The 25272-nt window shown below is 57.6% G+C and carries 27 protein-coding genes; 9 read left to right on the forward strand and 18 right to left on the reverse strand.

Going from position 1 to position 25272, the window contains the following annotated elements; all coding sequences use genetic code 11:
* The first annotated feature begins 259 nt into the window (after positions 1 to 259).
* From B7444_RS06295 to B7444_RS06305, 3 genes are read left to right on the forward strand one after another with little or no spacing between them, the layout of a single operon-like run.
* Positions 260 to 1204 carry a thioredoxin family protein gene (locus B7444_RS06295; RefSeq protein WP_007281649.1) on the forward strand — a complete coding sequence of 315 codons (945 nt, stop codon included), beginning with the start codon at positions 260 to 262 and terminating at the stop codon, positions 1202 to 1204.
* Positions 1205 to 1208: 4 nt separating this feature from the next.
* A complete protein-coding gene (locus tag B7444_RS06300) occupies positions 1209 to 1889 on the forward strand; it encodes an LON peptidase substrate-binding domain-containing protein (protein WP_007281650.1) in 681 nt (226 codons plus the stop codon).
* Complete coding sequence (locus tag B7444_RS06305; RefSeq protein WP_007281651.1) at positions 1886 to 2071, forward strand: Trm112 family protein; 186 nt, start codon at positions 1886 to 1888, stop codon at positions 2069 to 2071. Before B7444_RS06300 ends, B7444_RS06305 begins: the two co-directional genes overlap by 4 nt.
* Before the next feature lie 14 nt (positions 2072 to 2085).
* Here the strand turns inward: B7444_RS06305 and B7444_RS06310 are convergent, their stop codons facing one another.
* Entirely contained in the window at positions 2086 to 3597 is a 1512-nt protein-coding gene (locus B7444_RS06310) for a methyl-accepting chemotaxis protein (RefSeq protein WP_007281652.1), read from the reverse strand.
* A 118-nt stretch (positions 3598 to 3715) separates the two neighbouring features.
* Complete coding sequence (locus B7444_RS06315) at positions 3716 to 4084, reverse strand: hypothetical protein (protein ID WP_007281653.1); 369 nt, start codon at positions 4082 to 4084, stop codon at positions 3716 to 3718.
* A 106-nt stretch (positions 4085 to 4190) separates the two neighbouring features.
* Between B7444_RS06315 and B7444_RS06320 the strand changes: the two genes are divergently transcribed.
* Positions 4191 to 4853, forward strand: a complete 663-nt coding sequence (locus B7444_RS06320) for a protein-tyrosine phosphatase family protein (RefSeq protein ID WP_007281654.1) — start codon at positions 4191 to 4193, stop codon at positions 4851 to 4853.
* A gap of 15 nt (positions 4854 to 4868) precedes the next feature.
* Here the strand turns inward: B7444_RS06320 and B7444_RS06325 are convergent, their stop codons facing one another.
* The 5 genes from B7444_RS06325 to B7444_RS06345 all read right to left on the reverse strand — a co-directional run bounded on the left by B7444_RS06325 (position 4869) and on the right by B7444_RS06345 (position 9009).
* Positions 4869 to 5402 (reverse strand): helix-turn-helix domain-containing protein, encoded by a 534-nt coding sequence (locus B7444_RS06325; RefSeq protein ID WP_016737861.1) that lies wholly within the window; start codon positions 5400 to 5402, stop codon positions 4869 to 4871.
* Between the two features lie 68 nt (positions 5403 to 5470).
* Entirely contained in the window at positions 5471 to 7000 is a 1530-nt protein-coding gene (gene lnt / locus B7444_RS06330; RefSeq protein WP_007281656.1) for an apolipoprotein N-acyltransferase, read from the reverse strand.
* A gap of 56 nt (positions 7001 to 7056) precedes the next feature.
* The gene (locus B7444_RS06335; RefSeq protein ID WP_029495720.1) at positions 7057 to 7890 is read right to left on the reverse strand and encodes a GNAT family N-acetyltransferase; all 834 of its coding nucleotides are present in this window, start codon (positions 7888 to 7890) and stop codon (positions 7057 to 7059) included.
* A gap of 74 nt (positions 7891 to 7964) precedes the next feature.
* A complete protein-coding gene (locus B7444_RS06340) occupies positions 7965 to 8498 on the reverse strand; it encodes a Fur family transcriptional regulator (protein ID WP_007281658.1) in 534 nt (177 codons plus the stop codon).
* A 100-nt stretch (positions 8499 to 8598) separates the two neighbouring features.
* Positions 8599 to 9009: a MucR family transcriptional regulator gene (locus B7444_RS06345; protein ID WP_007281660.1), complete on the reverse strand. Its 411-nt coding sequence runs from the start codon at positions 9007 to 9009 to the stop codon at positions 8599 to 8601.
* Between the two features lie 86 nt (positions 9010 to 9095).
* On the opposite strand from B7444_RS06345, the gene B7444_RS06350 reads away from it, so the two are divergent.
* Positions 9096 to 9338 (forward strand): sulfurtransferase TusA family protein, encoded by a 243-nt coding sequence (locus B7444_RS06350; RefSeq protein WP_080578935.1) that lies wholly within the window; start codon positions 9096 to 9098, stop codon positions 9336 to 9338.
* Here the strand turns inward: B7444_RS06350 and rimI are convergent.
* The 6 genes from rimI to B7444_RS06380 all read right to left on the reverse strand — a co-directional run bounded on the left by rimI (position 9328) and on the right by B7444_RS06380 (position 13823).
* Positions 9328 to 9768 carry a ribosomal protein S18-alanine N-acetyltransferase gene (gene rimI, locus B7444_RS06355; protein WP_007281661.1) on the reverse strand — a complete coding sequence of 147 codons (441 nt, stop codon included), beginning with the start codon at positions 9766 to 9768 and terminating at the stop codon, positions 9328 to 9330. The two genes, B7444_RS06350 and rimI, sit on opposite strands and share 11 nt — an antisense overlap.
* Positions 9765 to 10376 (reverse strand): tRNA (adenosine(37)-N6)-threonylcarbamoyltransferase complex dimerization subunit type 1 TsaB, encoded by a 612-nt coding sequence (gene tsaB / locus B7444_RS06360; protein ID WP_007281662.1) that lies wholly within the window; start codon positions 10374 to 10376, stop codon positions 9765 to 9767. Before tsaB ends, rimI begins: the two co-directional genes overlap by 4 nt.
* A 5-nt stretch (positions 10377 to 10381) precedes the next feature.
* Entirely contained in the window at positions 10382 to 11020 is a 639-nt protein-coding gene (locus B7444_RS06365) for a malonic semialdehyde reductase (RefSeq protein ID WP_007281663.1), read from the reverse strand.
* Positions 11021 to 11023: 3 nt separating this feature from the next.
* The gene (locus B7444_RS06370) at positions 11024 to 11587 is read right to left on the reverse strand and encodes a NifU family protein (protein WP_186810548.1); all 564 of its coding nucleotides are present in this window, start codon (positions 11585 to 11587) and stop codon (positions 11024 to 11026) included.
* 119 nt (positions 11588 to 11706) lie between these two features.
* On the reverse strand, positions 11707 to 13035 hold the full coding sequence (locus tag B7444_RS06375; RefSeq protein WP_007281665.1) for an ATP-binding protein: 1329 nt from the start codon (positions 13033 to 13035) through the stop codon (positions 11707 to 11709).
* Between the two features lie 20 nt (positions 13036 to 13055).
* Positions 13056 to 13823: a response regulator gene (locus B7444_RS06380; RefSeq protein ID WP_007281666.1), complete on the reverse strand. Its 768-nt coding sequence runs from the start codon at positions 13821 to 13823 to the stop codon at positions 13056 to 13058.
* 162 nt (positions 13824 to 13985) lie between these two features.
* Between B7444_RS06380 and fbaA the strand changes: the two genes are divergently transcribed.
* On the forward strand, positions 13986 to 15059 hold the full coding sequence (gene fbaA / locus B7444_RS06385) for a class II fructose-bisphosphate aldolase (protein WP_007281667.1): 1074 nt from the start codon (positions 13986 to 13988) through the stop codon (positions 15057 to 15059).
* Positions 15060 to 15085: 26 nt separating this feature from the next.
* Here the strand turns inward: fbaA and B7444_RS06390 are convergent, their stop codons facing one another.
* Positions 15086 to 16663, reverse strand: a complete 1578-nt coding sequence (locus B7444_RS06390; RefSeq protein WP_007281668.1) for an efflux transporter outer membrane subunit — start codon at positions 16661 to 16663, stop codon at positions 15086 to 15088.
* 98 nt (positions 16664 to 16761) lie between these two features.
* On the opposite strand from B7444_RS06390, the gene B7444_RS06395 reads away from it, so the two are divergent.
* Positions 16762 to 17430: a TetR/AcrR family transcriptional regulator gene (locus B7444_RS06395; RefSeq protein ID WP_007281670.1), complete on the forward strand. Its 669-nt coding sequence runs from the start codon at positions 16762 to 16764 to the stop codon at positions 17428 to 17430.
* Here the strand turns inward: B7444_RS06395 and B7444_RS06400 are convergent.
* From B7444_RS06400 to B7444_RS06415, 4 genes are all read right to left on the reverse strand, one after another.
* Complete coding sequence (locus B7444_RS06400; protein WP_007281671.1) at positions 17424 to 18998, reverse strand: DHA2 family efflux MFS transporter permease subunit; 1575 nt, start codon at positions 18996 to 18998, stop codon at positions 17424 to 17426. The two genes, B7444_RS06395 and B7444_RS06400, sit on opposite strands and share 7 nt — an antisense overlap.
* On the reverse strand, positions 18995 to 20092 hold the full coding sequence (locus B7444_RS06405; protein WP_007281672.1) for an HlyD family secretion protein: 1098 nt from the start codon (positions 20090 to 20092) through the stop codon (positions 18995 to 18997). The genes B7444_RS06400 and B7444_RS06405 overlap by 4 nt, the downstream gene beginning before the upstream one ends.
* Positions 20093 to 20341: 249 nt before the next feature.
* Positions 20342 to 21784, reverse strand: coding sequence for a UdgX family uracil-DNA binding protein (locus B7444_RS06410; RefSeq protein WP_007281674.1), 1443 nt, complete (start codon positions 21782 to 21784; stop codon positions 20342 to 20344).
* A complete protein-coding gene (locus tag B7444_RS06415) occupies positions 21784 to 23016 on the reverse strand; it encodes a putative DNA modification/repair radical SAM protein (protein ID WP_007281675.1) in 1233 nt (410 codons plus the stop codon). Before B7444_RS06415 ends, B7444_RS06410 begins: the two co-directional genes overlap by 1 nt.
* A 177-nt stretch (positions 23017 to 23193) precedes the next feature.
* Between B7444_RS06415 and B7444_RS06420 the strand changes: the two genes are divergently transcribed.
* Entirely contained in the window at positions 23194 to 24672 is a 1479-nt protein-coding gene (locus B7444_RS06420) for a flagellin N-terminal helical domain-containing protein (protein ID WP_007281676.1), read from the forward strand.
* 131 nt (positions 24673 to 24803) lie between these two features.
* Positions 24804 to 25220: a flagellar biosynthesis regulator FlaF gene (locus B7444_RS06425; protein ID WP_007281677.1), complete on the forward strand. Its 417-nt coding sequence runs from the start codon at positions 24804 to 24806 to the stop codon at positions 25218 to 25220.
* The last annotated feature ends 52 nt before the right edge of the window (positions 25221 to 25272 follow it).

The following is a 25272-nucleotide window of genomic DNA, read 5'->3' on the forward strand; positions in this document are numbered from 1 at the left end:
CCAACCTTGGCAAGGTTGTGCTCTACCCCTGAGCTACACCCGCATTCCGTGGGCGGTGTTATTACCGAACTTCGGAACCCGCGCAAGAGGGAAAATAAGCCTGACAGACGAATTTCCCATTTCTCCCGATTTCCTGATGTCCTCCAGGCTTTTCCAGAGCCATTCGGCGCCCTCTCAAGCCAGAGTCCTCTTGCACTGATCCTCATCAACCCCGATCTTTCTGGAAAACAGATTTCTCCAGCAGGATGGCCTCCTTTTCATGAGCAGCACTTTTGACGAACATCTGATCGGCCAGTCTCCGTCACAGGGAGCCACAGCCCATATCATTGATGCCGACCAGACGACTTTCATGGCTGAAGTTGTCGAAGCCAGCCAGCAGGCCCCAGTCCTGGTGGACTTCTGGGCTCCATGGTGCGGTCCCTGCAAACAGCTGACCCCCGTTCTTGAGAAGGTTATCCGTGCCACGGGTGGTCGCGTTCGTCTGGTCAAAGTGGATGTTGAGGCCAACAAGTCCCTGGCAGCCCAGCTTGCCCAGATGGGGCTGCCGCTTCAGTCGATCCCCCTTGTTGTCGCATTCTGGAAAGGGCAGGTGCTGGACCTCTTTCAGGGCGTGCAGTCTGAAAGTGAGATCCGCCGCTTTGTCGAAGCCCTTCTGAAAGCTGCGGGTGGCGCGATGCCCTCGGCTGATATTCTTGCAGAAGCCAAAAAAGCCCTGGCTGATAACCAGCCTGCAGAAGCCTTGGAACTTTACGCACAGCTGCTGGATGTTGAACCCGAAAATCCGGAAGGCTGGGGTGGAATGCTTCGCACGCTTCTGGCGCTGGGTGAAATCGAAGGCGCAGAAGAAGCATCCAGTCAGATCCCGACCAAGCTGGACTCCCATCCGGAAATCACCGGTGCCCGTGCCGCTCTGGCGCTGAAAAAAGAAGGGGCCAAAGCTGCGTCCGAGCTGGATACCCTGCGCCAGCAGGCCGAAGCTCACCCGTCAAACTTTGACGTCGCCCTGAAACTGGCGGCCGCCATGAACGCTTCCGGTCAACGTACCGAAGCCGCCGACGTTCTGCTCGCGATCATTCGTAAGGACCGGGACTGGAACGAAGGCGCCGCAAAAACTGAACTCCTGCGTTTCTTTGAGGCCTGGGGCCATACTGACCCCGTAACTCTGGCAGCCCGCCGCAAACTGTCCTCCCTCCTGTTCTCGTGAGCCTATGACCCGGACGCCTGATACATTCGTGGATCTCAGCGATATTCCCCGCAGGGTTCCGGCCCTGACGGATCTGACGCTCGCAGATCTCCCCCCTCGTGTCGGGCTTTTTCCCGTGTCAGGAGCGATGCTGCTTCCTGGAGGACAGCTGCCTCTCAATGTTTTTGAACCACGCTACGTCGCCCTTCTGGAAGACGCACTTGCCGAGCGTCGGCTGATCGGAATGATCCAGCCGCAGGAGGAAGACGAAGACGATCCTCTTCCCGTCCTGCACGACATCGGCACACTGGGACGCATCACCAGCTTCACGGAACATCCGGACGGAACATTCTCCGTCACTTTGCTGGGCGTGACCCGTTTCCGGCTTCTCATGGAGGGCCTGACGCGTCGGGGTTGGCGCGAAGGCGCCATCGATGCGTCACCCTTTTTCTCTGATCTTGTGGAAAGTGATCCTTCGCCCATCAACCGGTCCAGACTGCTGAGCCGGCTAAAAGATTACCTGACCGCTCATGAACTCCAGACAGACTGGTCCCTGATCGACGAGATGGATGACGAGATGCTTCTTGTTGTCCTGCCCATGCTGGTGCCTTTCAGCCCCACACAGAAACAGGCCCTTCTCGAAGCCGGCACGCTGGATGATCGCGCCGGGGTCTTGCTGGATCTTCTGGCAAAGGGCATGGAATGACCATGAACGCTGAACTTGACCCCCGCCTCCTGTCCCTTCTGGTCTGTCCGGTGACCAAAGGACCTCTGACCTATGACCGGGACACGCAGGAGCTTATCAGCCCGCGTGCGAAGCTGGCATTTCCGATCCGTGACGGCATCCCCATCATGCTGCCAGAAGAAGCGCGTCACCTCTCGGACTGACGCGCCAGAGCTACTCAGAAATGTGACAGCGCAGACTGGTCGTCGCGAACCTTGAAGTTCGTGACAATCTTCATCAGTTCTGCCGCATCTCCGACCAGTTCCTGACTGGAACAACTCATTTCCTGCACGATAGCTGCATTGGTCTTCGTGACGGCTTCAAGCTGGGTCGTACTCGCATTGATATCCATGATCCTCTGAGCCTGCTCTTCTGCGCCAGAAGCGATTTCTCCGACCGCCTCTCCCAGCCGGTTCACGGATGTACTGATATTCCCAAGTGCCGCACCTGTCTCATCGACCATTTTCACGCCGCGCTCGACATCTTCCATACTGCTGCTGATCAGTTCCTTGATTTCCCGGGCAGCCGTGGTCGATCTCTGTGCCAATGCACGAATCTCCTGAGCGACAACCGCAAAACCCCGACCAGCCTCCCCTGCTCTCGCAGCTTCCACGCCAGCATTCAGAGCAAGCAGGTTTGTCTGGAACGCAATTTCATCAATAACACTGATGATCTGCACAATCTGCGCTGAGGATTCGGAAATTTTGGCCATGGCTTCAACCGTACGATTGACGATATCCGTGCCCTGCCCGGTTTCCTGACAGCAGACTTCCACCGTTTCGTCCGCCTGTCGCGCCTCCTCAGCCACTTCCTTCACGGACGTCGTCAACTCCGTGATATTGCGGGAAACGACCCCGAGAGCCTGCACCTGTTCAGCGATACGGCAAGCAACGTCTTCGGACGAGCCGCTCAGGGTTTTTGCCCGGTGCTCCACCATCCCCGACGTTGACCGCACCGAATGGACAATATGACCCAGACCGCTACAGGCATTTTGAAACGCGCCACTCATCCGGGTTGTTTCGGTTTCCAGAGCCGGATCAATTTCCTGCACCAGATCGCCACCTGCCATTCGTTCAAGCGCATCAGCAAGAGCTTCAGAAAGCGCTGTCAGGCTCTCTGTCCGCTCTTTCTCAGCCCTTGAGCGCTCCTGTCCGTCCAGATTCAACGTATAAGTCTGAAGACCAAGCTCCATATCCAGGAGCGCCGTCTTGATCAGAAGGCCGGCCCTGCGTGTTACGTCTTCAACAGACAGAGCCTGCTCGGATTTTTGAAAAAGACGCCTGAAAAATCCCTGCGGCGGTTTCGGCCAGGCCTCGCGAAGAAACTCCGAGACAATTCCTTCCAGCAGCAGCCCATAACTTCCAATATACCACTGAGGCTCCAGACCAATCCGGGCATGGGTGTTACCGATGGCCTTCGTGCTCTGAACATAATCAGGCCCGAAGTCGCCATCCAGAATCCGGCTCCAGTGCTTCTCCTGCTGGGTGCGGGCCGATTTCTGGTGAAGCGGATTGGAAAAGAACCGCGACAGGGCTGGTGTCTCATCAACCCGACGATAAAACCGATCCAGTGCGGGCCCGAGCGTTCGCCTCACCTGCTGCCCAATACGGCTGATCAGGGCTTTTTCCGAAGCGCCAATGCCCAGAAAAGCGAGACGTTCTTTAATATCTGTCGCGACCTGATCGGTCATCTTTGATCTCCAAGGCGTCACTCGGTCCGGAGGAAGGACTGAAGGACGCCCTAGCACATCAAAAGTTACGCAATCATGAAGACAGCACCGTCAGGCGGCAGCAGAACACCGCGGCAGGCTAGTTTCCGCTGTTTTGCCCATAGGACACTTCCGTATCCGGAACAGCAGGTCGCGGCGTGATGTCCGCCGTATTGCCGCCAGGCCCACCAGCCCCGAAGCTTACACCTTCAGAAGATGGACCGCTTGTATCACGCGGGCGGCTATCCTCACTCATGCCCCCCGGTGGCATGGGCATGACAGGCGCATCATCAGCATAAGACATGCCACTCGGGTGCGGACGATGCCTGTGATGATCTCCCCGATCCGGAGCGGCGCCCGGGGGCGGCAAAGCCGTCATGTCTGCTGCCGGGCCATCGAACATGGAACCGACACCACATCCCCCTAATGAAAGGCAGGACAACGTAAGGGAAAGAGAAAGCCAGCGCATGCCACGATATTAGCACTTTTCCGCGGTTGACGCATCCCCATCCGGAATGGGACACACCGCAGCCATACGCCTTTCATCAGGCACCCACAGTCGAGGATCCCCTTTGATGTTTGAAGGCCGCATTACGTCTGCCGCCGATCTGAGACGCGCCTGGTGGGACAGTCTGTTCGTAGACCATTCCATTTTCCGCCTCGGCTGGACAAACCTCTCAGAGGTCGTCCCCGGGAAGGTGTGGCGCTGCAATCATCCGACGCCCTCGCGTCTGCGCAGTCTGACCCGTCGTCTGCACCTGAAGACGCTGGTCAATCTGCGCGGCCATCGCAAATGCGGATCTGATGCCCTGTCACGCAGAGCCAGCCAGCAGGTTGGCCTCACGCATCTGGACATGGCCTTTGAAAGCCGTGGCGCCCCGCACAAGGACCGTATCCTGCGCTTCTACGACATGTACCAGACGCTTCAGTTCCCCATGCTGATGCACTGCAAGTCCGGCGCAGACCGGGCGGGACTGGCGTCAGGGCTGGTGACCATGTTTGAAGGCGGAACGGCAACCGATGCCCTGAAGCAGCTTCACTGGCGCTTTGGCCACTTCAACCGCTCCAGAACCGGCATTCTGGACGCGTTCTTCCTGCGTTATCGGGCTGAGGCCGAAGGGCGCCTGCCCTTCATGGACTGGGTCCGCACGGAATATGACGAAGACCGCCTGCGCGCGGATTTCAAAGCTGGGAAGATCTCGTCTTTCCTGAACGACAGTATTCTCCGCCGGGAGTAATTCGGCGGCTTTAGTTCAGGCGGCCTTGTCGTCGGAGGAGGGGCCAAGCGTCCGGATAAGGTCCAGCATCCGTTTACGAACGGCCTGATCCGGAATGCGATAGTAAGCCCGCACAAGATCGATCGTTTCCCGTCGACTGAAGAGTGCCGCCTCATCCACAGGAAGATCGAAAAGACGGGGCGGTACGGGAGCCGCGGCCTTTGGTGGCGGCCCACCGAAAGTCGCCTGCGTTTCCGCAAATCCGGTTGCAAGTGCCGGAGTTGGCGCAGCCGCAGGCTTTTGTATTCCGGCCTGCATGTCATCAAAGAAAAAGCCAATTGGCACGTCCAGAACGCGCGCCAGATCATACAGACGGCTGGCCCCTACACGATTGGCCCCACGCTCGTATTTCTGAACCTGCTGGAAGGTGAGGCCAAGCGCCTCACCAAGCTTTTCCTGCGACAGTCCAAGAAGGGTCCGCCGCAAACGGATACGGTTTCCCACATGCACGTCTACTGGCCCAGCAGCGGCCGCACTCTTGGGCTCGCCCTTACCGTGACCGATTGTCATGTGGTTCCCTTTCCAATCAAGAAAGAGAAAGTAAATATAACAACCCTGGATTGTCAATATTAACCTTTTTAACGCATTACAACCGATGCTCTCGGCTGCCCTCGACTGGGCCAGAACGCAAGCAGAATGCAGAAGATCGACAGACCCAGCGGGATGGCCCGACCGTACCGGGCAAAGACAGTAGGAGGCAGTGGAGACGGAATGTCGCTCACCAGCACATCCGTCTTTCCCCATCCCAGCCTGGCCGTTTCGCGTCCTGCTCCGTCATAGAACGCCGAAATGCCTGTATTGTTTGCAAAAACAACTGGAAGCCCCTCTTCAACGGCTCGCATACGCCCCGTCGCCAGATGCTGGCGAGGACCCGCGCTGTTTCCGTACCAGGCATCGTTGGAGATGGTGACAAGCCAGTCCGGCCGATCATGAGGTGCCACGACAGAGCCTGAAAAGATGATCTCGTAACAGACCATCGGGCCCACCTTGCCAATGTCCGGCATGGTCCAGGTTTTCAGGCCCGGCCCAGGAGTCAGCACACCCGGCAAAACGTTGAATGGCAAAATCCAGGGCTGGTATTCGCCAAACGGCACAAGACGGCTCTTGTCATAGATCGCAGCGATCTTCCCGTCCTGATCCACGACTTCAAGGCTGTTGTACCAGTGATTGTTCTCTTCGCGGTCAGAGCCGATCATGGCCGGTGCACCGCCTGCCGCATGCGCGATGATCTGCCGGGCAAGATCATCTTCATCCAGCAAACCCGGAAAGCCGGATTCCGGCCAGATCACGACACTCGGCCTGTCATCTTCCATGAGCCGGGCCTGCTGAACACCCTGCGCCGTCATGCGGACATAACGACGGAAGTTCTCAACGCTTTGCTTGTGGTCAATGATTTCCGTTTCAGGGACATTCCCCTGTACCAGCACGGCGCGCGGGTTAGTTACTGGGAGCGGCTGAAGCGCAGACAGCCGCCAGAAGCCCACACCAATCCAAAGAAGAGCCCCCGCCAGAACCAGTAATGCCGCTTTGCGCCCACGGAAGATTGCAAGAGAGGCCAGAACCAGAGCCAGCGTCAGACCGTCCACACCCAGAACCGAAGCAGGCTGGATCAGCACATCACCGAGACGCCCCGGAATCTCCAGATCACTTCCCAGCGGGTTCCAGGGAAAACCAGAGAAGATCAGAACGCGCCCCATATCCACGGCCGTCCAGCTTCCACCGAACATCAGAACCCGCCTCCAGCCCGCCGGAACTAGACGGCACAAAACTGCCGGAACAGCGATCAACGGCGCAATAATCAGAGACACACCGGGGGATGCGAACGGGACGACCCACCAAAATTCATGCACGCGCGTCAGAATGGCATTGGTCAGCCAGTAAAGACCCGCCGTGTGAAAGCCCATTCCGAACAGGAAGCCATACAGGGCTGCGCCTTTCCATGAGGCTGCGTCTTCAGCAGCCCTGTATAGAACCAGAAGCCCGAGAGGCAGCGTGAACAGCGCGCAGACAGGCGGCAGGGACAGGGCCGCGAACGCCCCTGCCAGCACCATCAGGCCAGCAAGTCGCCAGCCATGAACAGGGAGCGTCGAAGTCATGAAGATGACCATCCATCAAAATGGAAAAAACGGCCGGGCTATGATGGCCCGAACCGTCAGCAGGGATGTCAGGAGTCCAGAGCGTCCCGGAGGCGGCGCTCATAATGACGGTAATATTTGTCCGCCAGAAGCTCGCTTTTCACCAGAACCGCAACATCCGTCGTGTTGAACTGCTCGTCCACAACGGCACCATCACCCACATATCCGCCCAGACGGAGATACCCCTTGATGAGTGGCGGCAGCTTGTTCAGGCATGCGCGATGATCAAGCGTGTGGGGATCAGCGCGCAGCATCTCCACATAGCGGTCCGGCAGGGCGCGGATACGCAGGGCCGGCGGCGCCAGATGATTGTGATGCAGATAGGTCAGCTGATCAGCCAGTGCATCCGGGTCGGTGCCTGGCAGGCTTCCACAGCCAAACAGAACGTCAATACGGTGCAGGAAGATATAGGAAGCAATGCCGCGCCACAGAAGCTGCATGGCCGAACGACCGCGATGTTCGCGCGCAACGCAGGAGCGCCCCACTTCCAGCAGTCGCCCCGGAAATTCTGTCAGGGTCGAGATGTCGTATTCGGACGAGGTATAGAAACGGCCAATCTTCTCGGCAGCATCCGAACGAAGCAGACGATAGGTGCCTACAACCCCTTCCGCGCCCGAGCCGATACTGTGATCGATGACCAGAAGATGATCCGCAACTTCGTCGAACTCGTCCACATCGCGCTTCGTGCGGAACGCGCGTTCGTCAGGATGGGCACCAAGCTCTTCAAAGAACACCTTGTACCGCAGAGCCTGCGCAGCATCACGCTCAGCCTCGGTCTCCGCGATCCTTACACCCAGGGAACCTCCCCGAAGCTCCTGAAAGCCGCCATCGCGGTTCAGGGCCAGCGTGGAGAGGGTCTCCATCTGCTTCAGCGTTTCTTCACTGCTGACGAGCGAATGGGCTGGCGCTGAGTTTTTATCCTCGGCCGGGTTGATGCTCATGTTTCGCTCTTGTTCCTGTTCTTGGGAAGCGGCCGCTTCGGAGTCTCTTTTTCCAGTCGATGCCCGAACAGTTCGATACGGTGAGACACGAGATCGAATCCAAGCCGCTGCGCGATCTGCGTCAGAAGACGGACCGGCTCGTCATCTTCAAATTCGATGACCCGGCCACTGTCCACATCAATCAGATGATAATGATTGCCACTGTCGCTGGCTTCATAACGGGCACGTCCACCGCCGAAATCACGGCGTTCAAGAATCCCCTTCTCTTCCAGAAGGCGAACGGTGCGATACACCGTGGCCACGGAAATACGGCTGTCTATGGCCGATGCGCGGCGATATAGCTCTTCGACATCTGGATGATCATCGGCTTCAGACAGAACATGGGCGATCACCCTGCGCTGTCCTGTCATCTTCAGGCCATTCTCCACACAGAGGCGGGCAATGGGCGAATCATCCACAACGGCGGAACCGGCTGGCTTCCGACCTTGCGTGCGGGTGCGTCTGTCCGCGACTTTCGTATCTACGACCATAACAGCGGCCTAGCCGAAAAACGGACCATTTGTCCAATCAGAGATGCAAATAAAAATACCGGCTTCCTGCGGATGAGGACCAGGAAGCCGGGAAACATGGTCAGTCGTCGTCGCGACGGCGGCCAAGACCAATCTTGCGGGCCAGGGAAGAACGGTGGCTTGCGTAGTTCGGAGCAACCATCGGATATTCCGGCGGCAGGCCCCAACGCTCGCGGTATTCCTGTGGCGTCATGTTGTAAGCTGTCTTGAGGTGACGACGAAGCAGCTTCAGCTTCTTTCCGTCTTCAAGGCAGATGATGTAGTCGGGGAATACCGACTTGCGAGGCGGAACAGCTGGTACCGGCTTTTCAGCCGGAACTTCTTCCTGCACATCAACATTCGCAAGGGATTCATGTACCGAGCGAATAAGCGCTGGAAGTGTGTCAGCGCCCACGTCATGGCTGGATACATAAGCGGTAACGATCTGCGCAGTCAGGTGGCGCAGATCAAGGTCTACAGTCTCTTGCGACATAGTATAAAGTCCTTCATCCGGAAACGGACAGTTCTCTATCAGTGACTTTTGACTAGTATCAAGCAAAAACAAGGTGCAAACCAGAAATGACAGACTATGAAATATTTCTTCTTGATGTAAGCACCAAGCGTTGCCCAATGACGACTGTATACGTCCGCACTCGCCTTGACGCCATGACTTCCGGCCAAAAACTAAGGGTTTTAGTCAAAGGTGAAGAGCCAAAACGGAATGTCTCGTCTGCTGTTCGAGCACTTGGGCACGAGATAATCGAAGAAAATAATGCGAATTTGGATAGTGATCGTTACTGCATGCTCATTATCAAATCCTAGAGATCATGACGATCGCATCACTTCCGTCCTGATAGTAACCACGCCGCACTCCGGCCTGCACAAAACCGGAAGCGTCATAAAGTTTTTTTGCTACTCTGTTACTTACAGATACTTCCAGAAATATTTTGCCTTTTGGAAGGATGCTCTCCACCAGCCGACGCCCAAGCCCCATGCGCTGGAAACGGGGATGAACGGCAAGTGTGAGAATTTCCGTTTCATCCAGAACGGTTCTGGTCAGAATGAAGCCTGCGGGGTGGCCATCAAGGGAAATGACAAGCGCTTCAGTTCCCGCCCCCCCCAGCAGGGACACGAAAGACGCCTCGTCCCAGATCTCTCCGCCCTGAAAAGCGTCTGCATGCAACGCAGCCAGCAAAGGCGCACCCTCCACGCCAAAGCGTTGGAAGGTCTGCCCGTTTTTTGAGCCTGTCATTGCGGGAGGGGACGCAGTCCGGCCGCAGGGGGCTTCGCTTCAGGGGGGTCAACGTAAAGCGGGCTTAGCGGACCAGCCGGCTGCCCCTCTGCGGCAAGAACAATTCCCAGCGCATCCGGGGCGACGCAGTCTATCGTGGGACACGGCCAGGAAGACCGATCCTGAACACCGTCCCCTGCGATTGCTGAAAAGGTTGCCGCATCAAGATCGTCCGCCGAAATAGCGAAGACAGGGCCATCCGAAGGATCAACAAAGAAACGTCCTCGACGTGCCAGACTGACGCAGGTGACATCCGGCCGTCCGAGCGTAGCCCTGATAGCAGCCCCCAGAGTCACACCGACCGTTGGGCAGTTCCAGCCAGCGGCCAATCCAGCCGCAAGGGACAGGGACGCACGCAAGCCAGTAAAAGACCCCGGCCCGATAACAGCAACAATAGCGTCCGGAGCTTCTGCCCATTTCCCTTCTTCGAACAGGGATTTCAGGGCAGGTGCAAAATGTTCGGATGCTCCCCGCCCGGTCAGAAGCTTTTCCGCAACGACATGCCCGTCTTCAACAAGAGCAATAAGATTGGTCGTCCCGGTCCCTGCACCCGCACCGTTGAAAACCACAGTCCTCACAGGCACAGACACGCCTCGCCAAAGTCCAGACGCGGGGCACGGGGTTCTGCATGATCCGGATGCGGCTCGTTTTCTGCCGGATAACCCAGACCAACCAGAAAATTGGCTCGCCAACCCGAGGCTGTCAGGAGGGCATCTTCCACCATGAAGGAATCAAATCCCGACATTGGCATTGCCGCAAGGCCCAGCATCCGGGCTGCGATAATGAGATAGCCACCTTCCAGCGTACCATTCCGGAACGCTGTTTCCTCGGAAAGCCCAACATCCGCAGCAAACCAGTCGCGCAGCCCTTCAACGGCCCCAAGCCGTGGGAGCGCCTCGAAGAACAGCGGATCGTGGCAGACAACCGCCAGAACGGGTGCATCCATTGCACGCGCGACATTTCCCGGCGACAGCGCAGGACGCAGGCGCTCCTTGGCGTCCTGCGTCGTGAGGAACACAAACCGTCCCGGCGAGCAATTTCCGGATGTCGGACCCAGCTTCACCAGGTCATACAGATGCCGCAAAACGTCTTCCCCAACAGGCCGCGGGGAAAATGCCCGTGGTGTGCGGGCCTGCGTAAACAGGACCTCGGCTCCCGGCACAGGGCCGGAAACCAAGGGATCTGTCACGGAGAGAGACGTCTGGTCATCCATGGATCAGTCCTCGACCTGCTCAACGGACTGCACTTCCGGCACGTAATGACGGAGCATGTTTTCAACGCCATGCTTCAGCGTCGCGCGGGAAGACGGGCAGCCGGAACAGGCCCCCTGCATCGTGAGGTAAACGACGCCATCCTTGTAGCCGCGAAAAGCGATGTCACCACCATCACCCGCCACAGCCGGGCGCACCCGCGTATCCAGAAGGTCCCGGATCCGAACCACAACATCGGCGTCTTCCGGCGCGATGTCATATTTCAGAGCTTCATCGTCACCAGCCAGCACGTCCCTGCCGCTCTCGAAGAATGTCGTGAGCGTGCTGAGAACGACAGGCTTCATGTCTCCCCAGCTGACGTCGGGCGCCTTGGTGATGGATACAAAATCGCTGCCCAGAAAGACGCGCTTGACATCCGGCAGGGCAAAAAGCGTTTCAGCCAGTTCGGAACGACCTTCAGCAGCTGAGGCCTCTCCAAAATCGACCGTACGCGTATCACCTGTCACAGGCCGTCCCGGAAGGAACTTCAGCGTTGCGGGATTCGGGGTATTTTCGGTTTCAATGAACATCGTCGTCATGTCCTCAGTGTCCAGTCCGCCCCTGACATGTGCCACTTCAGCCATGTGCGCAAGGGTCTGGACTAATGTAGTCCCACTTCCCGCCCATCAAACCTGCGGACCTGCTCCAATCATGACTTACGTGGAGGCGGCAGGACAATCGTCGCACACAGCCCTCCGTACCCCTTCTCGGCGTCCCCTTGCCCGAGGCGCAGATAACCACCTTCCCGGGCAATCTCGCGGGTCACGATAGCCAGTCCCAGGCCCATTCCCCCCGTTTGACGGGAGCGTGAGCCTTCCAGACGGTAAAAGGGTGTCAAAACACGCTCATATTCGCTTTCGGGAATGCCGGGGCCACTGTCCTGAATGGCAATCTCTATCGAGTCATCACCCCTCACCTTGAGAGTAGCCAGCACATTGCCCCCGTAATTCAGGGCATTCTCGATCAGGTTGGACAGGACACGCTTGATCGCCAGTGGGCGGACACGAACCAGCGCACGGTCCGGACCTTCATAGCGGGCATCCTTGCCGTGGTCGGCATGGTCATCCACGAGGGTCGTCAGTGTGGCGACTATGTTGATGGTCTTTGGTTTTTCCGGATCATCCGCGCCGGCCAGATAGGCGAGAATACCGTTGACCATCCCTTCCATCTCATCGAGATCCGATTCGATGGCCGCCTGTGCCTCACCGTCACTTAAAAAGCCACACCGAAGGCGCAACCGCGTCAGCGGTGTTCGCAGATCATGAGATACTGCCGCCAGAGCCTGCGTTCGATCATTGATGAGGCTTTGGATACGCCGTTGCATGGCATTGATGGCCCGGGCAACACCGCGAACTTCCCGGGGTCCGCGTTCAGCAAGCGGTACCCAGGTTTCGTTGGAACCAATCTTGTCTGCCACGGACGCCAGAGCCCGCAATGGCATACTCAGGCCACGAATAAGCATGGTGGCCGCGATCGCCACGGCACAGGCTGCTATTGCGGCCGAAGCCAGTCCCCGCGTGAAGTGGTGCCGCCCCAACAGCCCCGGAACACGGAAATGGATATAGCTGCCGTCCGGAATTCGCTCGGATCCCAGAACATCGGGGGATCCGCTTCCCACTGTGTAAAGGTCGAGTTGCGCCTGTGCGAGGATGGGATCATCCCTGATCAGCCGCTGTGTCAGATCCAGCAGAACCTTCGGGCGATGACCGGGGAGCCGGGGCATGGAAGTCGCAGGCTGCCACGCAACGCTCAGTTCGCTGCCTGAAAGCATGACCGCCAGAAAGGAGCGTTGCGTGACAGGCGCAGCGGAAAGCACACGAAGATCTGTGCTGAGAGCCTCTCCAAGCTGTGCGATCCGCACGTCATCGACAATGTAGGTTTCAGCCTCGCCATAAAAGACAGCGTTAGCGAGGAAGACCAGTGTGACCGCTACGGTCAGGACGACGCAGACGCGACCGACCAGCCCGAGCGGCCACAACAGGATCCGATTCTGGATATTCAGACCCGTTCAACCTCGGCCACAAAGATGTATCCCAGCCCGCGCACCGTGCGGATGAGCTGATCAGCATCAGAACCAAGCTTGCGCCTCAGGCGGCTGACGAGCACGTCGATACTCCGGTCAGAAACGTCCCCCAGACGGGTGCGGGACAGTTCAAGCAGGCGGTCACGCGCAATGACACGCTGCGGGTTGTCGAGGAAGCTGGTCAAAAGGTCGTGTTCAGCTCCGGAAATATCGACTGTTGCCCCGCTTGGATCGGTCAGTTCACGCCTGCGAAGGTCCAGCGTCCAGCCGGCAAACTGTAATTTTTCGCGGCGAACTTTCTCTGGCGCTGCCGTGCCCGGGCTGCCACGACGCAGGACTGCGCGGACGCGTGCCAGCAGTTCGCGCTGTCCGAAAGGCTTGGGCACATAATCGTCCGCACCGGTTTCGAGACCCATGACACGGTCACGCTCTTCACCACGGGCAGAGACCATAATGATGGGCACCTGCGAAGGTGGCGTTTCGTCAGGATGGCTTGCCCCCTGACCACTGCGAAGCGCACGACACAGCTCGATGCCGTTTGTACCAGGCAGCATGATGTCAAGGATGATGAGATCGACCGGGGCTACCTCAAGGGCGGCCCACATCTCATCTCCACTGGCCACACCACGGGCGCGGAAGCCGCCGCCCTGCAATGCACGCAGAATGAGGGTACGCATGCCTGCGTCGTCTTCGACAACAAGGATACGGGCGGGAAGATCGGGATCTGAAAGATTTGGCACCATACTTTTCCATAATCTCAGCGGGGCAATCACTACAAGCAACAAATCTGGGCTGGAACTGTTCCCTTATCTTGAGCGCTCATGACGGAAAGACTTTTCTGCCTTACAATACATGAAACGCAGGAACAGCCTACCAGGGTTCCTGCCACTCGACCGGAGTCTCTCATGACAAGCGTTTCTCCCGGCGTCGTAACGGGCGCCGACTACCAAACTCTTCTTCAGGCGTGCAGGGACGGCGGATATGCCCTTCCCGCCATTAATGTCGTTGGTACCAACAGCGTCAATGCCGTTCTGGAAGCCGCGGCAGCCAATGGCTCAGACGTCATCATCCAGGTTTCAAACGGTGGCGCCCGTTTCTTTGCGGGTGAAGGCCTGCCGGACGCACACCGCGCCCGTGTTCTCGGCGCGGCTTCAATGGCCCATCACGTTCATCTGCTGGCCAAGGAATACGGCGTCGCCGTCATCCTTCATACCGATCATGCCGATCGTAAGCTGATTCCCTGGCTCGAAGATCTGATTTCCCTTAGCGAAGCAGAATTCAAGACGACCGGACGCCCGCTGTTCTCATCCCATATGCTCGACCTTTCGGCCGAGACACTCGATGACAATCTCGCTCTTTCCGAAAAACTTCTGACGCGTCTGGCCCCGCTTGGCATGGGCCTGGAAATCGAGCTGGGCGTCACGGGTGGCGAGGAAGATGGCGTTGGCCATGATCTGGAAGAAGGTGCGGACAATGCGCATCTCTATACCCAGCCGGAAGACGTGCTGAGAGCCTGGAAACTGCTCTCGCCTATTGGCATGGTTTCCATCGCCGCGTCTTTCGGCAACGTTCATGGCGTCTACAAGCCAGGTAACGTCAAACTCCGCCCGGAAATCCTGAAAAATTCACAGGATACCGTGCAGAAAGCCACGGGAAGCGGGCCAAAGCCCCTGCCGCTGGTCTTCCATGGCGGGTCCGGTTCAAGTCTGGAAGAAATCCGGGATGCCGTGTCCTACGGGACATTCAAGATGAACCTGGATACGGACATCCAGTTCGCCTTCGCCCACGGCGTCGGGTCTTATGTGAGCGAGCATCCGGTCGCATTCCAGCACCAGATTGACCCCGCTACAGACAAGCCGATGAAGTCTCTCTACGATCCTCGCAAATGGCTTCGGGCCGGCGAAAAATCCATCGGGGAGCGTATGGGTGAGGCATTCGAAATCCTCGGCTCCAAAGGCAAGTCCATCGCCCGGGGCTGAGATACCCCGGTTTGAAGCGCCGGGTCTCAGGGACCCGGTGTTGCGGAAGCAAGCTTCGTTCTGGTGACGTCCTGCGATGCCGGAACAACATCTTCCCAGCCCCCGCCAAGCGCGTTGTAAAGTCGGGCCAGATTGGTCGCGACCGTTGCATCGCTCTCGGCAAGGCTCATCTGGGCAGACTGTAGCTGGCCCTGTGCGTTCAGCACATTCAGATAGTTGGTCAGGCCGCTACGATACTGGCTTTGGGCCAACTGGAGCGCCTTGCGGTTATCATTCACCGCACGCTCCAGCCCCTGATGACGAAGCTGCTCGTCACGATAGGCAATCAGAGCGTTATCGACGTCATGCCAGGCCTGAATGACCGTCTGCTGATAGGAAATCGCCGCAGCTTTCTGCGCATATTTCTTCAGCTCAAGCTGACCGCGCAGACGCCCACCCTGAAAAATTGGCAGGGAAATGGACGGGCCGACATTCCAGGCGCGGGCATTCCAGAACCCGAGATCCCGGAATGACAGAGTCTGGAACCCGAAATCGGCGTTGATGGTAATCTTCGGGTAGAAGTCCGCCGTCGCCTCACCGACTTCCGCTACAGACGCCCGCAGCTTGGCTTCGGCCTCCCGGATGTCCGGACGACGATGCGCAAGTTCGGACGGAAGGCCGACTGGCACAACCGGCGGCACAACCGGAATACCAGCGTTCTTTTCCAGTTCCGCATTCAGGCTACCCGGCGGCGCGCCCAGCAGCAGCGCCAGTGCGTTTTCTTCCTGTGCAATACCCTGCTGAAGCTGAGCGGCCTGTGCTTCAGTATCGTGCTGACGGGCCTGTGCGGAATCCACATCCACTTCCGTCACCAGGCCACTGTGATAGCGGCTCTGAGAAATATCCACGATCTGCTTCAACGTTGCGAGGTTATCCTGAAGAACCTGAAGGCGCTTCTGGTCTCCACGCAGGGCCATGTAGCCACGTGCCATGTCGGCCTGCTGGGCGATCAGGACCGACCGGCGTTCTTCATCCGTCGCCTGAAGATCCGCTTTTGCAGCCTCATACTGATGCGCGACACGGCCCCAGAGATCGATTTCGTAGCTGGCATCAATGGACGTTTTCCACTGATTGAGCAGTGGAATTGTGGCGCCACTTGCCGCCCCACTCAAAATGCTGCTGCCCTGATCGCCGAGAAGGCCACTATCGGACTTGGCAATACTGCCCCCTACCCGGCTGATGATCTCCTGCATCTGCTTTGTGCTGAACTGGCTACGGGTATAGGAACCAGAAGCACTTAGACCCGGAAAGCGCTCGGCGCCCGCCATCATGAGCTGGGCGCGGCTCTGAGCCAGATTGGCCGTCGCAAGGCGGAAAGACAGGTTCTGCTGAACCAAGCGGTCTTCCAGAGAAGCCAGTTCCGCATCGTTGAAGACCATCCACCACTTGCTGGCGGCTTCAACTTCGCTCGTTACACTGTCAGGCGCGCCCGCCATATGGTCAGCATAATGCGCGGGCGACCAGGGGTGCGGCTCATGATATTCCGGCCCAACCCGCAGGCAACCGGAGAGAGCAACAAGAGCGCAGCCTGATAGCAGCGCGCGGGACAGAAAGGCTGCGCTCACAAAGAAACTCCTGAAACGGAAATGATCTTGCGGTGACCGACCAGTTCGGTCAGCATAATGGAGACGGTAGAAGAACCATAAAAGGACCCTGTCCCCTCATGACCAGCACGCCTGACGCCCACCCCCAGAGCACGCCTGACGAGAGCAGTGCCTCTCTGTGTCAGCTGCGCGCCAAGCGCGAGCAGATCCTGCAAGGTGCGGAAAAGGTGTTTCTGGCGAGCGGATACGAAGGGGCGTCCATGTCCCAGATTGCGCGGGAAGCAGGCGTTTCGAAGGGCACGCTTTACAATCACTTCGACGGCAAGGCGTCCCTGTTCTCTGCTTTTTTCGAGGAGCGCAGCAAGACCAAGCTGGCGCCCATTGAGGCCATTTCCCGCGAAGAGGGACAGGACGTTCACACGGTTCTGCGGCGCCTTGCGGAAACTGCCATCAAAATGATGCTCAACCCGACGTCCATGGATCTGTACCGCATCATTGTGGGCGAAGCAGGGAAATTTCCCAATCTTGCCGATGTATTCTGGCGTTATGGTTTTGAACGAACACTGCACAACCTCTCGGACTGGCTTCGCCGCCGCAGTGATGCGGGCGAACTCCAGATCGAAGATCCGGATTTTGCTGCCGAGCAGCTCATGATCCTGTGTCAGACCCGCATTGTTCATCGTCGCCGGCTCATGCTGCCCGTTGATGACAGCCCCGAGGCCATCAGCCGACTGGCCAGCGTGACGGCTGACTCGTTCATGAAGATATACGGTTCGCGTCATCAGTGACCTCCCGCAGGTTTCGTCTTCTTCGTGCTGTTGGGTGACAGCAGGAAGCAGAGCGGGACGACGAACATTGCCAGGATACCAATCCAGCGGAACACCTCATTGTAAGCCAGCATCGAGACCTGGGACGTGAAATCCATGAACAGACGATGGATGGCAAAGGTGTGCGCCGCAGCAGGTGTCAGACCATGCGCTTCACCTACGGTCTGCGCATGGTTGATGTAGTTCGTGAACTCCTGCCGCCCTGGCGTCATGTTGTCGGTCACGTAGTTCTGGTGTCGTTGCCGGGTCTCGATAATCGCCGCTGTTGCCAGCGAGATGGCCATGGACCCTACGTAGTTTCGCGCCATGCTGAACAGGGCGGAGGCGTCCGAGTTCAGCTCGCGCGGGAGGGTCGAGTAAGCAATCGTTGAAATCGGCACGAAGAGGAAAGCCAGCGAAGCAGTCTGGCTGATTCGATAAAACATCAGGTGTTTGAAATCGATTGCCGCGTACAGATGGGCAGCCTGGAACATAGCCATGCCCATACAGAAAAACCCGAAAGCAATCAGATACCTCAGTTGAATAACCTTCATAAGGCGACCAACAATGGGTATCAGGCAAATCACCGCGACCCCACCTGGAGCAAGCAGCAGACCAGACGTGGTTGCCGTATAACCTAGCACCTGCTGCGCAAATTGCGGAACAATAATAGCAGAAGCATACAGTGTTGCACCGACCATCGAGATCAGGAACATGCCCGTGGCGAAGTTCCGGTCTTTCAGGACCGTCAGCTTCACCAACGGGTCCTTGGCATAACAGAGCCAGATGATCGCACCGATAACACCAATAACGCCGAGAACAGCCATGGTGATGATGAAGTTCGAGCCGAACCAGTCATCATCCTCGCCACGATCGACCATAACTTCCAGGCAGCCCAGCCCCAGCGTGATGAGGCTGATGCCAATAACGTCGATTTTCTCGCGTTTCTGCTTTTCCCATGGCGGATCTTCCACGAACGCCGTAACCGCCATGACCGTCAGGATACCGAACGGAACATTGACGAAGAAAATCCAGCGCCAGGAGAAATTGTCCGTCAGATAGCCGCCCAACATTGGACCGAGAACCGGGCCAACAATGGTCGCAATGGCCGTCATGCCGAACGCCGCCCCGCGTTTTTCGGGCGGGAAGGTATCCAGAATGATGGACTGCTGGCTTGGTTGCAGACCGCCACCAAAGAAGCCCTGCATCAATCGGAAGACGACCAACATGGGTAGGGATGTCGCCAGACCACACAGGAAGGACGACACTGTGAACATGGTGATGCAGATGAGGAAGTATCGTTTCCGTCCGAACAGGCGCGAGAGCCAGCCGGAAATCGTCAGAACGATACCATTGGCCACCAGATAGGACGTCAGCGCCCAGGTGGCATCGTCATAGGAACTGCCAAGCGACCCCGCGATATGTGGCAGCGCCACGTTGACGATGGTGGTGTCCAGCACCTCCATGAAAGCCGCCAGCGTGACCGTAATAGCCACAAGCCACGGATTATGACTGGGTTTCCAGTCCTGATGCCCGGCAGTATCGCTCATTTCACGTAAACCGTTGGAACAACAGACAGACCAAGAGCCAGCGGAAGATGCGGATCAAGGCCACTGTCGATCAGGATCTTCACCGGAATACGCTGAACCGTCTTCACGAAGTTACCCGTCGCATTTTCCGGCGGGAACGTGCTGAAGGACTCACCCGAACCAAACTGGATGGAATCCACATGGCCTTGCAGCTTGAGCTGTGGGTAGGCATCGACTTCGATATCCACCTTCTGGCCCGGACGCATATGCGTGAGCTGCGTTTCCTTGTAGTTGGCCACAACCCAGACTTCCGGCTGCACAATGGAGAACATCTGCTGGCCGGTCTGGACAAAGTTGCCACGCTCGACGCTACGCTGGGAAATCCAGCCATCATTCGGGGCGCGAACCTGCGTCCATTCCATGTTGAGTTCTGCCTGCTCCAGAGAGGCCTGGGCAGATTTAAGATTAGCCTGCTCCTGTGAAACGCGGGCGTCAGCATTGGCAACATTGGCCTTGACCGGCTCGGCCTGGGTCAACTGGCCCTGAGCCTGAACCACGCGGGCTCTGGCTTCTTCCAGAGCGGCACGGGCGTAATCAATGTCCTGCTGGGACGTGGCAGCACGTGCAACGCTGCGCTGACGCTTGTAATCTGCTTCAGCTTTCGTCAGCTGGGCCTGCGCCGCGGAAAGATTACCCTGTGCCATCAAAAGCTGACCCGGGAAGTTCTTGTGAGCCACTTCCACCATTAACTGGTAGGCCTGCATGTTGGCTTCGGCCTGCTGGATTGCCGCCTGCGCCTTGTGCAGGGATGCCGCGTAGTCACGGTCATCAATGGTCAGAAGCAGATCGCCACGGTGAACATACTGGTTATCATTCACCAGAAGCTGGGTCACGTAGCCGTTCACATGCGGCGCAATCGCAACCTTGCGCCCAGCCGTATAGGCGTCATCTGTTTCGATATTATTGCGGGTCAGGAAAAGGTAGAGGCCAATCCCGACCAGTACCAGCACAACCACCAGAATCAGGATGATCCTGACAAGGGGGTTGCGCTTTTTCTGAGGTTTACCGGACGCTCCGGACTGCTGCTCGGTCTGCGCTTGGTCGCCCTGCGCCATATCGTCTCTCTCGCTTTAAAACGGGTCTGTCCGAAGTGACCGGCTAAAAGAATGAACCTTTGAGAAGGCTCATTGACCGATCGGTTCGGTCATCCATGACATATCGTCTCTTCGCCTTCAAGACGGAAAAAACTGGTGCGTTTCCTTTCAGGATCGGAGGCTTTTTTCTTTTTCGCCCCAGCCTCACAAAATGAAATTTTTCACTCTTCACGCGCATGGGCTGCGCAATTCTCTGACAACGCCTCTCTTTCAAAGAACGCTTTGGATCTGCCTCAACCCGGCGATCATGGCTTGACGCTCCTGCTCCGCCTGCTCTGTCGACCCAAGACGGAGAATCCACGAGGGGTGGGCAAGACAAAGATGCGACCATCCCTTGTCCTTCCGGTGCCGCAAGGTACCGCGAATGTCCCGCAGTCGGTCTGAGGGGCCACTCACCGCCCGCAGAGCCGTTGCCCCCAATGAAACGATCAATCTCGGCTTCACAAGGGCAATTTCCTGCTTCAGCCAGGGCTGACAGGCCGCAATATGCTCGATGCCCGGCGTTTGATGAATGCGTCGTCGGCCACTCGTCGTAAAACGGAAATGCTTTACGGCATTTGTCAGATAAAGAGATTCTCGCGCTATTCCGGCTTCCTGGAAGCACCCCATCAGCAATTGCCCGGCCGGCCCAACGAAGGGGCGTCCTGCCAGATCTTCCTGATCTCCCGGCTGTTCCCCCACGATCATGACCTTCGCCGTTTCTGCCCCCTCTCCCACAACAGCCTGCGTGGCGTGACAGTGTAGAGGACAAGCCCGACAGGCCCGAATATCATCCGCGAGTTCGGCCAGCCCACCCGGCGTCTGTTCCCTGAGAACCCTGGCTCGCTGTCTGTCTTGAACGGCCTGATGGAATTTTGGCGGCGGCAATGCTTCCCTCGCGGCCATTTCCGCGACACGCTTTTCGGCTTCTGCAACGAGTTGTGGAATCAGGGCGGCTTCCGGCAGGTTCTTCCAGTACCGACGTGGCATCTCATTCCGCATGGCTTTTGTGCGCACGCGGGCCGGATTGAAGGTCGAGGCATAATAGGTCTGCCACAAACGTTCGACATCGTCCTCAAGCGCCTGCTTTTCACAGGGTGTGAACGAGCAGTTCAACGTGCTTCCATCCCAGCTTATGGAGCCACGGGGGGTCAGAATGAGCCAGTCCATGTCTGCGAAACGCTTGGCAAAAAAGGACGAGACTTTCTCCAGCACATGATGATCCGGCTCGAACCATGACAGGAAGCGTCGTCTGCCCCCTTCTGTTGGGTCCTGCTCCCTAAAGCGGACGAATGCTGTCATTTTATGTGCTGCCCGGCGAACCTGCTGCACCATGCGCCGTGCCTGACCAACATCCGGATCGGTGGGGATGGACAGAAGGGCCGGATCGTCCTGCAAACGCCAGAGCAGACGATAAGCCAGCGCAAATCGCTCCGGGCTGGAATGACACAGGACATCCTTCAGAACAGGCAAACTTGAGGCTTTCAACCTGATCTCCCGCCTGATTTCCCCTTCGAAAGATGTGGTCTCTGCGCGAGAGAATAGGTCCGCGTCCTTCCCCTGCAAGCGCCAGACAATATGCTCAGGGGGGATATTGCGCTGAAGGGCGGCCCGCGCGTTCTGGCGCCAGGGATCGAACTCGCTCGTATCGGCCAGAGTGATGACAACTGCCATCAGAGAAGGCTCATCTGTTGTGGCGCAGGCAGAAAGAGGGTTCGCAAATCCTGCCGGTCTGTCAGACGCGCCGGGCTCCACCCGACTGCTTTCACAAACGGGCGCACCTTTTTGATGGACACATTCAGACGCGCCAGATCTTCCAGTCGGATCGCCCGATGCCTCCGTGCCATCAGAAGGGCCTGAACGGTTTTCACCCCCAGACCAGGCACCCGGAGCAGCATTTCTTTGGACGACCGGTTCAGATCCACCGGAAACTGCGCACGATTATCCAGAGCCCATGCCAGCTTCGGGTCGATTTCCAGATCCAGCATTCCTCCAGGTCGTGTCGCCGTCAGTTCTCCGAATTCAAAGCCATAGAACCGGAACAACCAGTCAGCCTGATACAGCCGATGTTCGCGCTGAAGCGGAGGACTGCGCACCGGCAGGATGGCAGAGGCGTCCGGGATCGGACTGAACGCCGAGTAATACACCCGGCGCAATCCGTAGGACCCGTAAAGCCCGGAACTGCTGGCAAGAACGTCCCGATCCGTAGCGGCGTCAGCCCCGATAATCATCTGGGTGCTCTGCCCACCCGGCGAAAACCGTGCCGCACGTCGGCCAGTATGCGTTTTCTCTTTTGCAGCATCGATCTTGAGCCGCATGTCCCCCATGGCACGACGGATACCGCCTGCATCTTTTTCAGGCGCATAATCCTTGAGACCCGTCTCTGTGGGCATCTCCACATTGATGGACAGGCGATCCGCATACAGACCCGCTTCTTCCAGAAGTTTGGGGGATGCATCGGGAATGGTCTTGAGGTGGATATATCCCCGGAATCCATGCTTCAGCCGCAGATCACGCGCGACCTGAACAAGCTGTTCCATCGTATGATCCGAAGACTGGATAATCCCGGAAGACAGGAACAGGCCCTCGATACAATTGCGCCGATAGAATTCCAGCGTCAGCCAGATCACCTCATCTGGCGTAAAGCGGGCACGCTCTACGTTTGAAGATGAACGGTTGATGCAATAGGCGCAGTCATAAACGCAGAAATTGGTCAGCAGGATCTTGAGAAGCGAAATGCAGCGGCCGTCCGGTGTGTAAGCGTGACAGATCCCGTTTCCCGTTGTGGAACCAAGACCACCCGTTTTGGCAGAGTCCCGGCGCGTTGAGCCGCTTGATGCGCAGGACGCATCGTACTTCGCCGCATCGGACAGAATCGCAAGACGTTCGGACAGAGATTTCTTCATGCCTTGTTCTTATTTCGTTCTTATGGATGAAATGCAAGAACTGCATGAAATTTACCGGTTGTTTGCCATTTTTCCGTTAAACCCCGTCACCGTTTTTTAACGATGCCGATTCAGGTTCCCTTAACCATTCAAGGCCTATCGTGAAGGGGCAAAACTGCACCGACGGAGAATGTCTCGATGTCCATGTCAATCAATACAAATACAGCCGCCATGTCGGCTCTTCAGGTCCTGAACCAGACGACGGACCAACTGAGCAAGACGCAGAACGCCGTGTCCACAGGCAAGAGCGTCAGTTCCGCCTCTGACAGCCCGGCCATCTACGCCATTTCCCAGACGATGAACTCCCAGATCTCGGCCCTGTCCGGCGTCTCCACGGGTCTTCAGTTCGCTGGTCAGGTTCTCAGCACAGCCTCTTCTCAGGCAAGCTCCATCTCCACCGTTCTGAGCAGCATGTCCGAAACGGTCACAAATGCTGCGAATAATGGCGAAGACCAGGATACGCTGAACTCGCAGCTGAGCAGCTACCTGTCCCAGATCGACGTTGCTACGTCCAACTCGACTTTCCAGGGCGTGAACCTGCTGTCCGGTTCTACCAGCAACAGCGTGAAGTACACGCAGATTTCTGCTGCGCAGGACATCAACGGTAACCTGTTCACCATGAATGGTGCCGATGCCACGTCCACAGGTCTGGGTCTGCAGGGCCTGAGCACGGACATGAAGGGCGTCACGATTTCCACGAGTGGGATTACGGCTCTCACAGGAACCGGGGATAAGGCAACAACGCTGACCCTGAAGAACCTGTCTTCCGCTGACAGCGCGAATGCAACGGCTTCAAACCCTGCCATCACGACGTCTTTCGTGCTGGACTCCAAGCCAGGTGACGCCACGAATGGTGCCGCGACATCTGTTGGCAGTGCCATCGCCGCAGGCCTCACGGACAATGCTACCTCAGTCACCGTTGGCGCTGGCGGTGCGCTGACGATTGAGGGTGCGACGTCCAAGAAGACCTCTGATGGCACCACGACCTATTCGCTGACCAACGGTGACACCATCACTGCCAAGGCAGATGCCAGCGGCAACATGACCTATAACATCGCCAAGGTTGGTGATCTGGATGCCAACGGCAATGCCAAGACGCTGACGCAGGTTGTAGATGTTGATGCCTCCGGTGCATCTTCCACCACCACGAAGAACGATCAGCTCTCCACGCTGGTAACCGCTCTTGGCAACGCTGGTTACGGCGCCCAGATGGCCAATGACGGCACCCTGACAATTGCAGGCGGCAATCTTGATGCCGCAGATGCAACAGATGCCACGACGCCATCTGTCAGCCTGACCAACGCCACAGGTACATCCACTGTTGCCACAACCTCTGGCACAGACGTTGTTCAGCTGGCTGTGACCGGCGCCATCAACAAGATGAGCCGTATTTCTTCCAGCATCGGTGTGGCTTCCAACACCGTTACGCAGCTTCAGACGTCCAACAGCACCCTGTCTGACGCCCTGACGACCGGCGTTGGCGCTCTGACGGATGCTGACCTTGCAGCGGAAAGCGCAAAGCTGACCTCCCTGCAGACGAAGCAGCAGCTGGCTATCCAGTCCCTGTCCATTGCGAACTCGCAGTCTTCCAACATCATGTCGCTCTTCCGCGGCTAATGATGGTGGGGCACCGGTTCAGTCCGGTGCCCCTCTCTGGACTGCTTCAGACGTTTTCCGGGTACGCTCAATTTCAATTCCCCTTATCGGAAACCTTCTGAAACCGTCCTTTTGAAAAGGAGCCTCTTTTCGTGACCTACGGCATGTCGCAGTATCAAAACCAGTCCGGCACCTATCTTCCTCCGCGGGAAGTGGAAGCTATGGCATTCAGACACGTCAACGATCTGCTTTCCAAGGCAAAAACCCACTCGGATCGTCAATCAGCTTTGTCTGCAAACCTCAAACTCTGGGGTATTCTGATGCAGGGTATCCAAAGGACTGACTGCCCGCTGGATGAGATCCTACGCAAGGATCTGACGACCGTTGGCACCTGGTCCATGCGCTACGCCAATGTGGCCCTGAACTCGGACACGTCTCTCAAGGCGCTGATCGATATTAACGAGGACATGATTGAGGGCCTGTCGGCCTCCCCGCCGGCAACAGCCACACCCTATGCCACATCAACCGCATCCAGCGACGCACGCATGGCCATTCAGATGGTTGGCTGAACGGGCTAACCGCTTTTGCAAAGAAAAACCCCCTTCGTCAGATGGCGAAGGG

The organism is Gluconobacter thailandicus F149-1 = NBRC 100600 (assembly GCF_000964465.1).
Taxonomy (GTDB): Bacteria; Pseudomonadota; Alphaproteobacteria; order Acetobacterales; family Acetobacteraceae; genus Gluconobacter; species Gluconobacter thailandicus.

Coding starts and splice junctions, on each gene's coding strand:
- B7444_RS06310 (WP_007281652.1), bottom strand. CDS start 3,597: ATGACCGATCAGGTCGCGACAGATATTAAAGAACGTCTCGCTTTTCTG.
- B7444_RS06340 (WP_007281658.1), bottom strand. CDS start 8,498: ATGGTCGTAGATACGAAAGTCGCGGACAGACGCACCCGCACGCAAGGT.
- B7444_RS06420 (WP_007281676.1), top strand. CDS start 23,194: ATGTCCATGTCAATCAATACAAATACAGCCGCCATGTCGGCTCTTCAG.
- B7444_RS06305 (WP_007281651.1), top strand. CDS start 1,886: ATGACCATGAACGCTGAACTTGACCCCCGCCTCCTGTCCCTTCTGGTC.
- B7444_RS06365 (WP_007281663.1), bottom strand. CDS start 11,020: ATGGATGACCAGACGTCTCTCTCCGTGACAGATCCCTTGGTTTCCGGC.
- B7444_RS06345 (WP_007281660.1), bottom strand. CDS start 9,009: ATGTCGCAAGAGACTGTAGACCTTGATCTGCGCCACCTGACTGCGCAG.
- fbaA (WP_007281667.1), top strand. CDS start 13,986: ATGACAAGCGTTTCTCCCGGCGTCGTAACGGGCGCCGACTACCAAACT.
- B7444_RS06315 (WP_007281653.1), bottom strand. CDS start 4,084: ATGCGCTGGCTTTCTCTTTCCCTTACGTTGTCCTGCCTTTCATTAGGG.
- B7444_RS06405 (WP_007281672.1), bottom strand. CDS start 20,092: ATGGCGCAGGGCGACCAAGCGCAGACCGAGCAGCAGTCCGGAGCGTCC.
- B7444_RS06395 (WP_007281670.1), top strand. CDS start 16,762: ATGACCAGCACGCCTGACGCCCACCCCCAGAGCACGCCTGACGAGAGC.
- B7444_RS06370 (WP_186810548.1), bottom strand. CDS start 11,587: ATGTTCATTGAAACCGAAAATACCCCGAATCCCGCAACGCTGAAGTTC.
- B7444_RS06300 (WP_007281650.1), top strand. CDS start 1,209: ATGACCCGGACGCCTGATACATTCGTGGATCTCAGCGATATTCCCCGC.
- B7444_RS06410 (WP_007281674.1), bottom strand. CDS start 21,784: ATGGCAGTTGTCATCACTCTGGCCGATACGAGCGAGTTCGATCCCTGG.
- B7444_RS06350 (WP_080578935.1), top strand. CDS start 9,096: ATGACAGACTATGAAATATTTCTTCTTGATGTAAGCACCAAGCGTTGC.
- B7444_RS06380 (WP_007281666.1), bottom strand. CDS start 13,823: ATGGTGCCAAATCTTTCAGATCCCGATCTTCCCGCCCGTATCCTTGTT.
- lnt (WP_007281656.1), bottom strand. CDS start 7,000: ATGGTCATCTTCATGACTTCGACGCTCCCTGTTCATGGCTGGCGACTT.
- B7444_RS06295 (WP_007281649.1), top strand. CDS start 260: ATGAGCAGCACTTTTGACGAACATCTGATCGGCCAGTCTCCGTCACAG.
- B7444_RS06335 (WP_029495720.1), bottom strand. CDS start 7,890: ATGGAGACCCTCTCCACGCTGGCCCTGAACCGCGATGGCGGCTTTCAG.
- B7444_RS06325 (WP_016737861.1), bottom strand. CDS start 5,402: ATGACAATCGGTCACGGTAAGGGCGAGCCCAAGAGTGCGGCCGCTGCT.
- B7444_RS06400 (WP_007281671.1), bottom strand. CDS start 18,998: ATGAGCGATACTGCCGGGCATCAGGACTGGAAACCCAGTCATAATCCG.
- B7444_RS06415 (WP_007281675.1), bottom strand. CDS start 23,016: ATGAAGAAATCTCTGTCCGAACGTCTTGCGATTCTGTCCGATGCGGCG.
- rimI (WP_007281661.1), bottom strand. CDS start 9,768: ATGACAGGCTCAAAAAACGGGCAGACCTTCCAACGCTTTGGCGTGGAG.
- B7444_RS06320 (WP_007281654.1), top strand. CDS start 4,191: ATGTTTGAAGGCCGCATTACGTCTGCCGCCGATCTGAGACGCGCCTGG.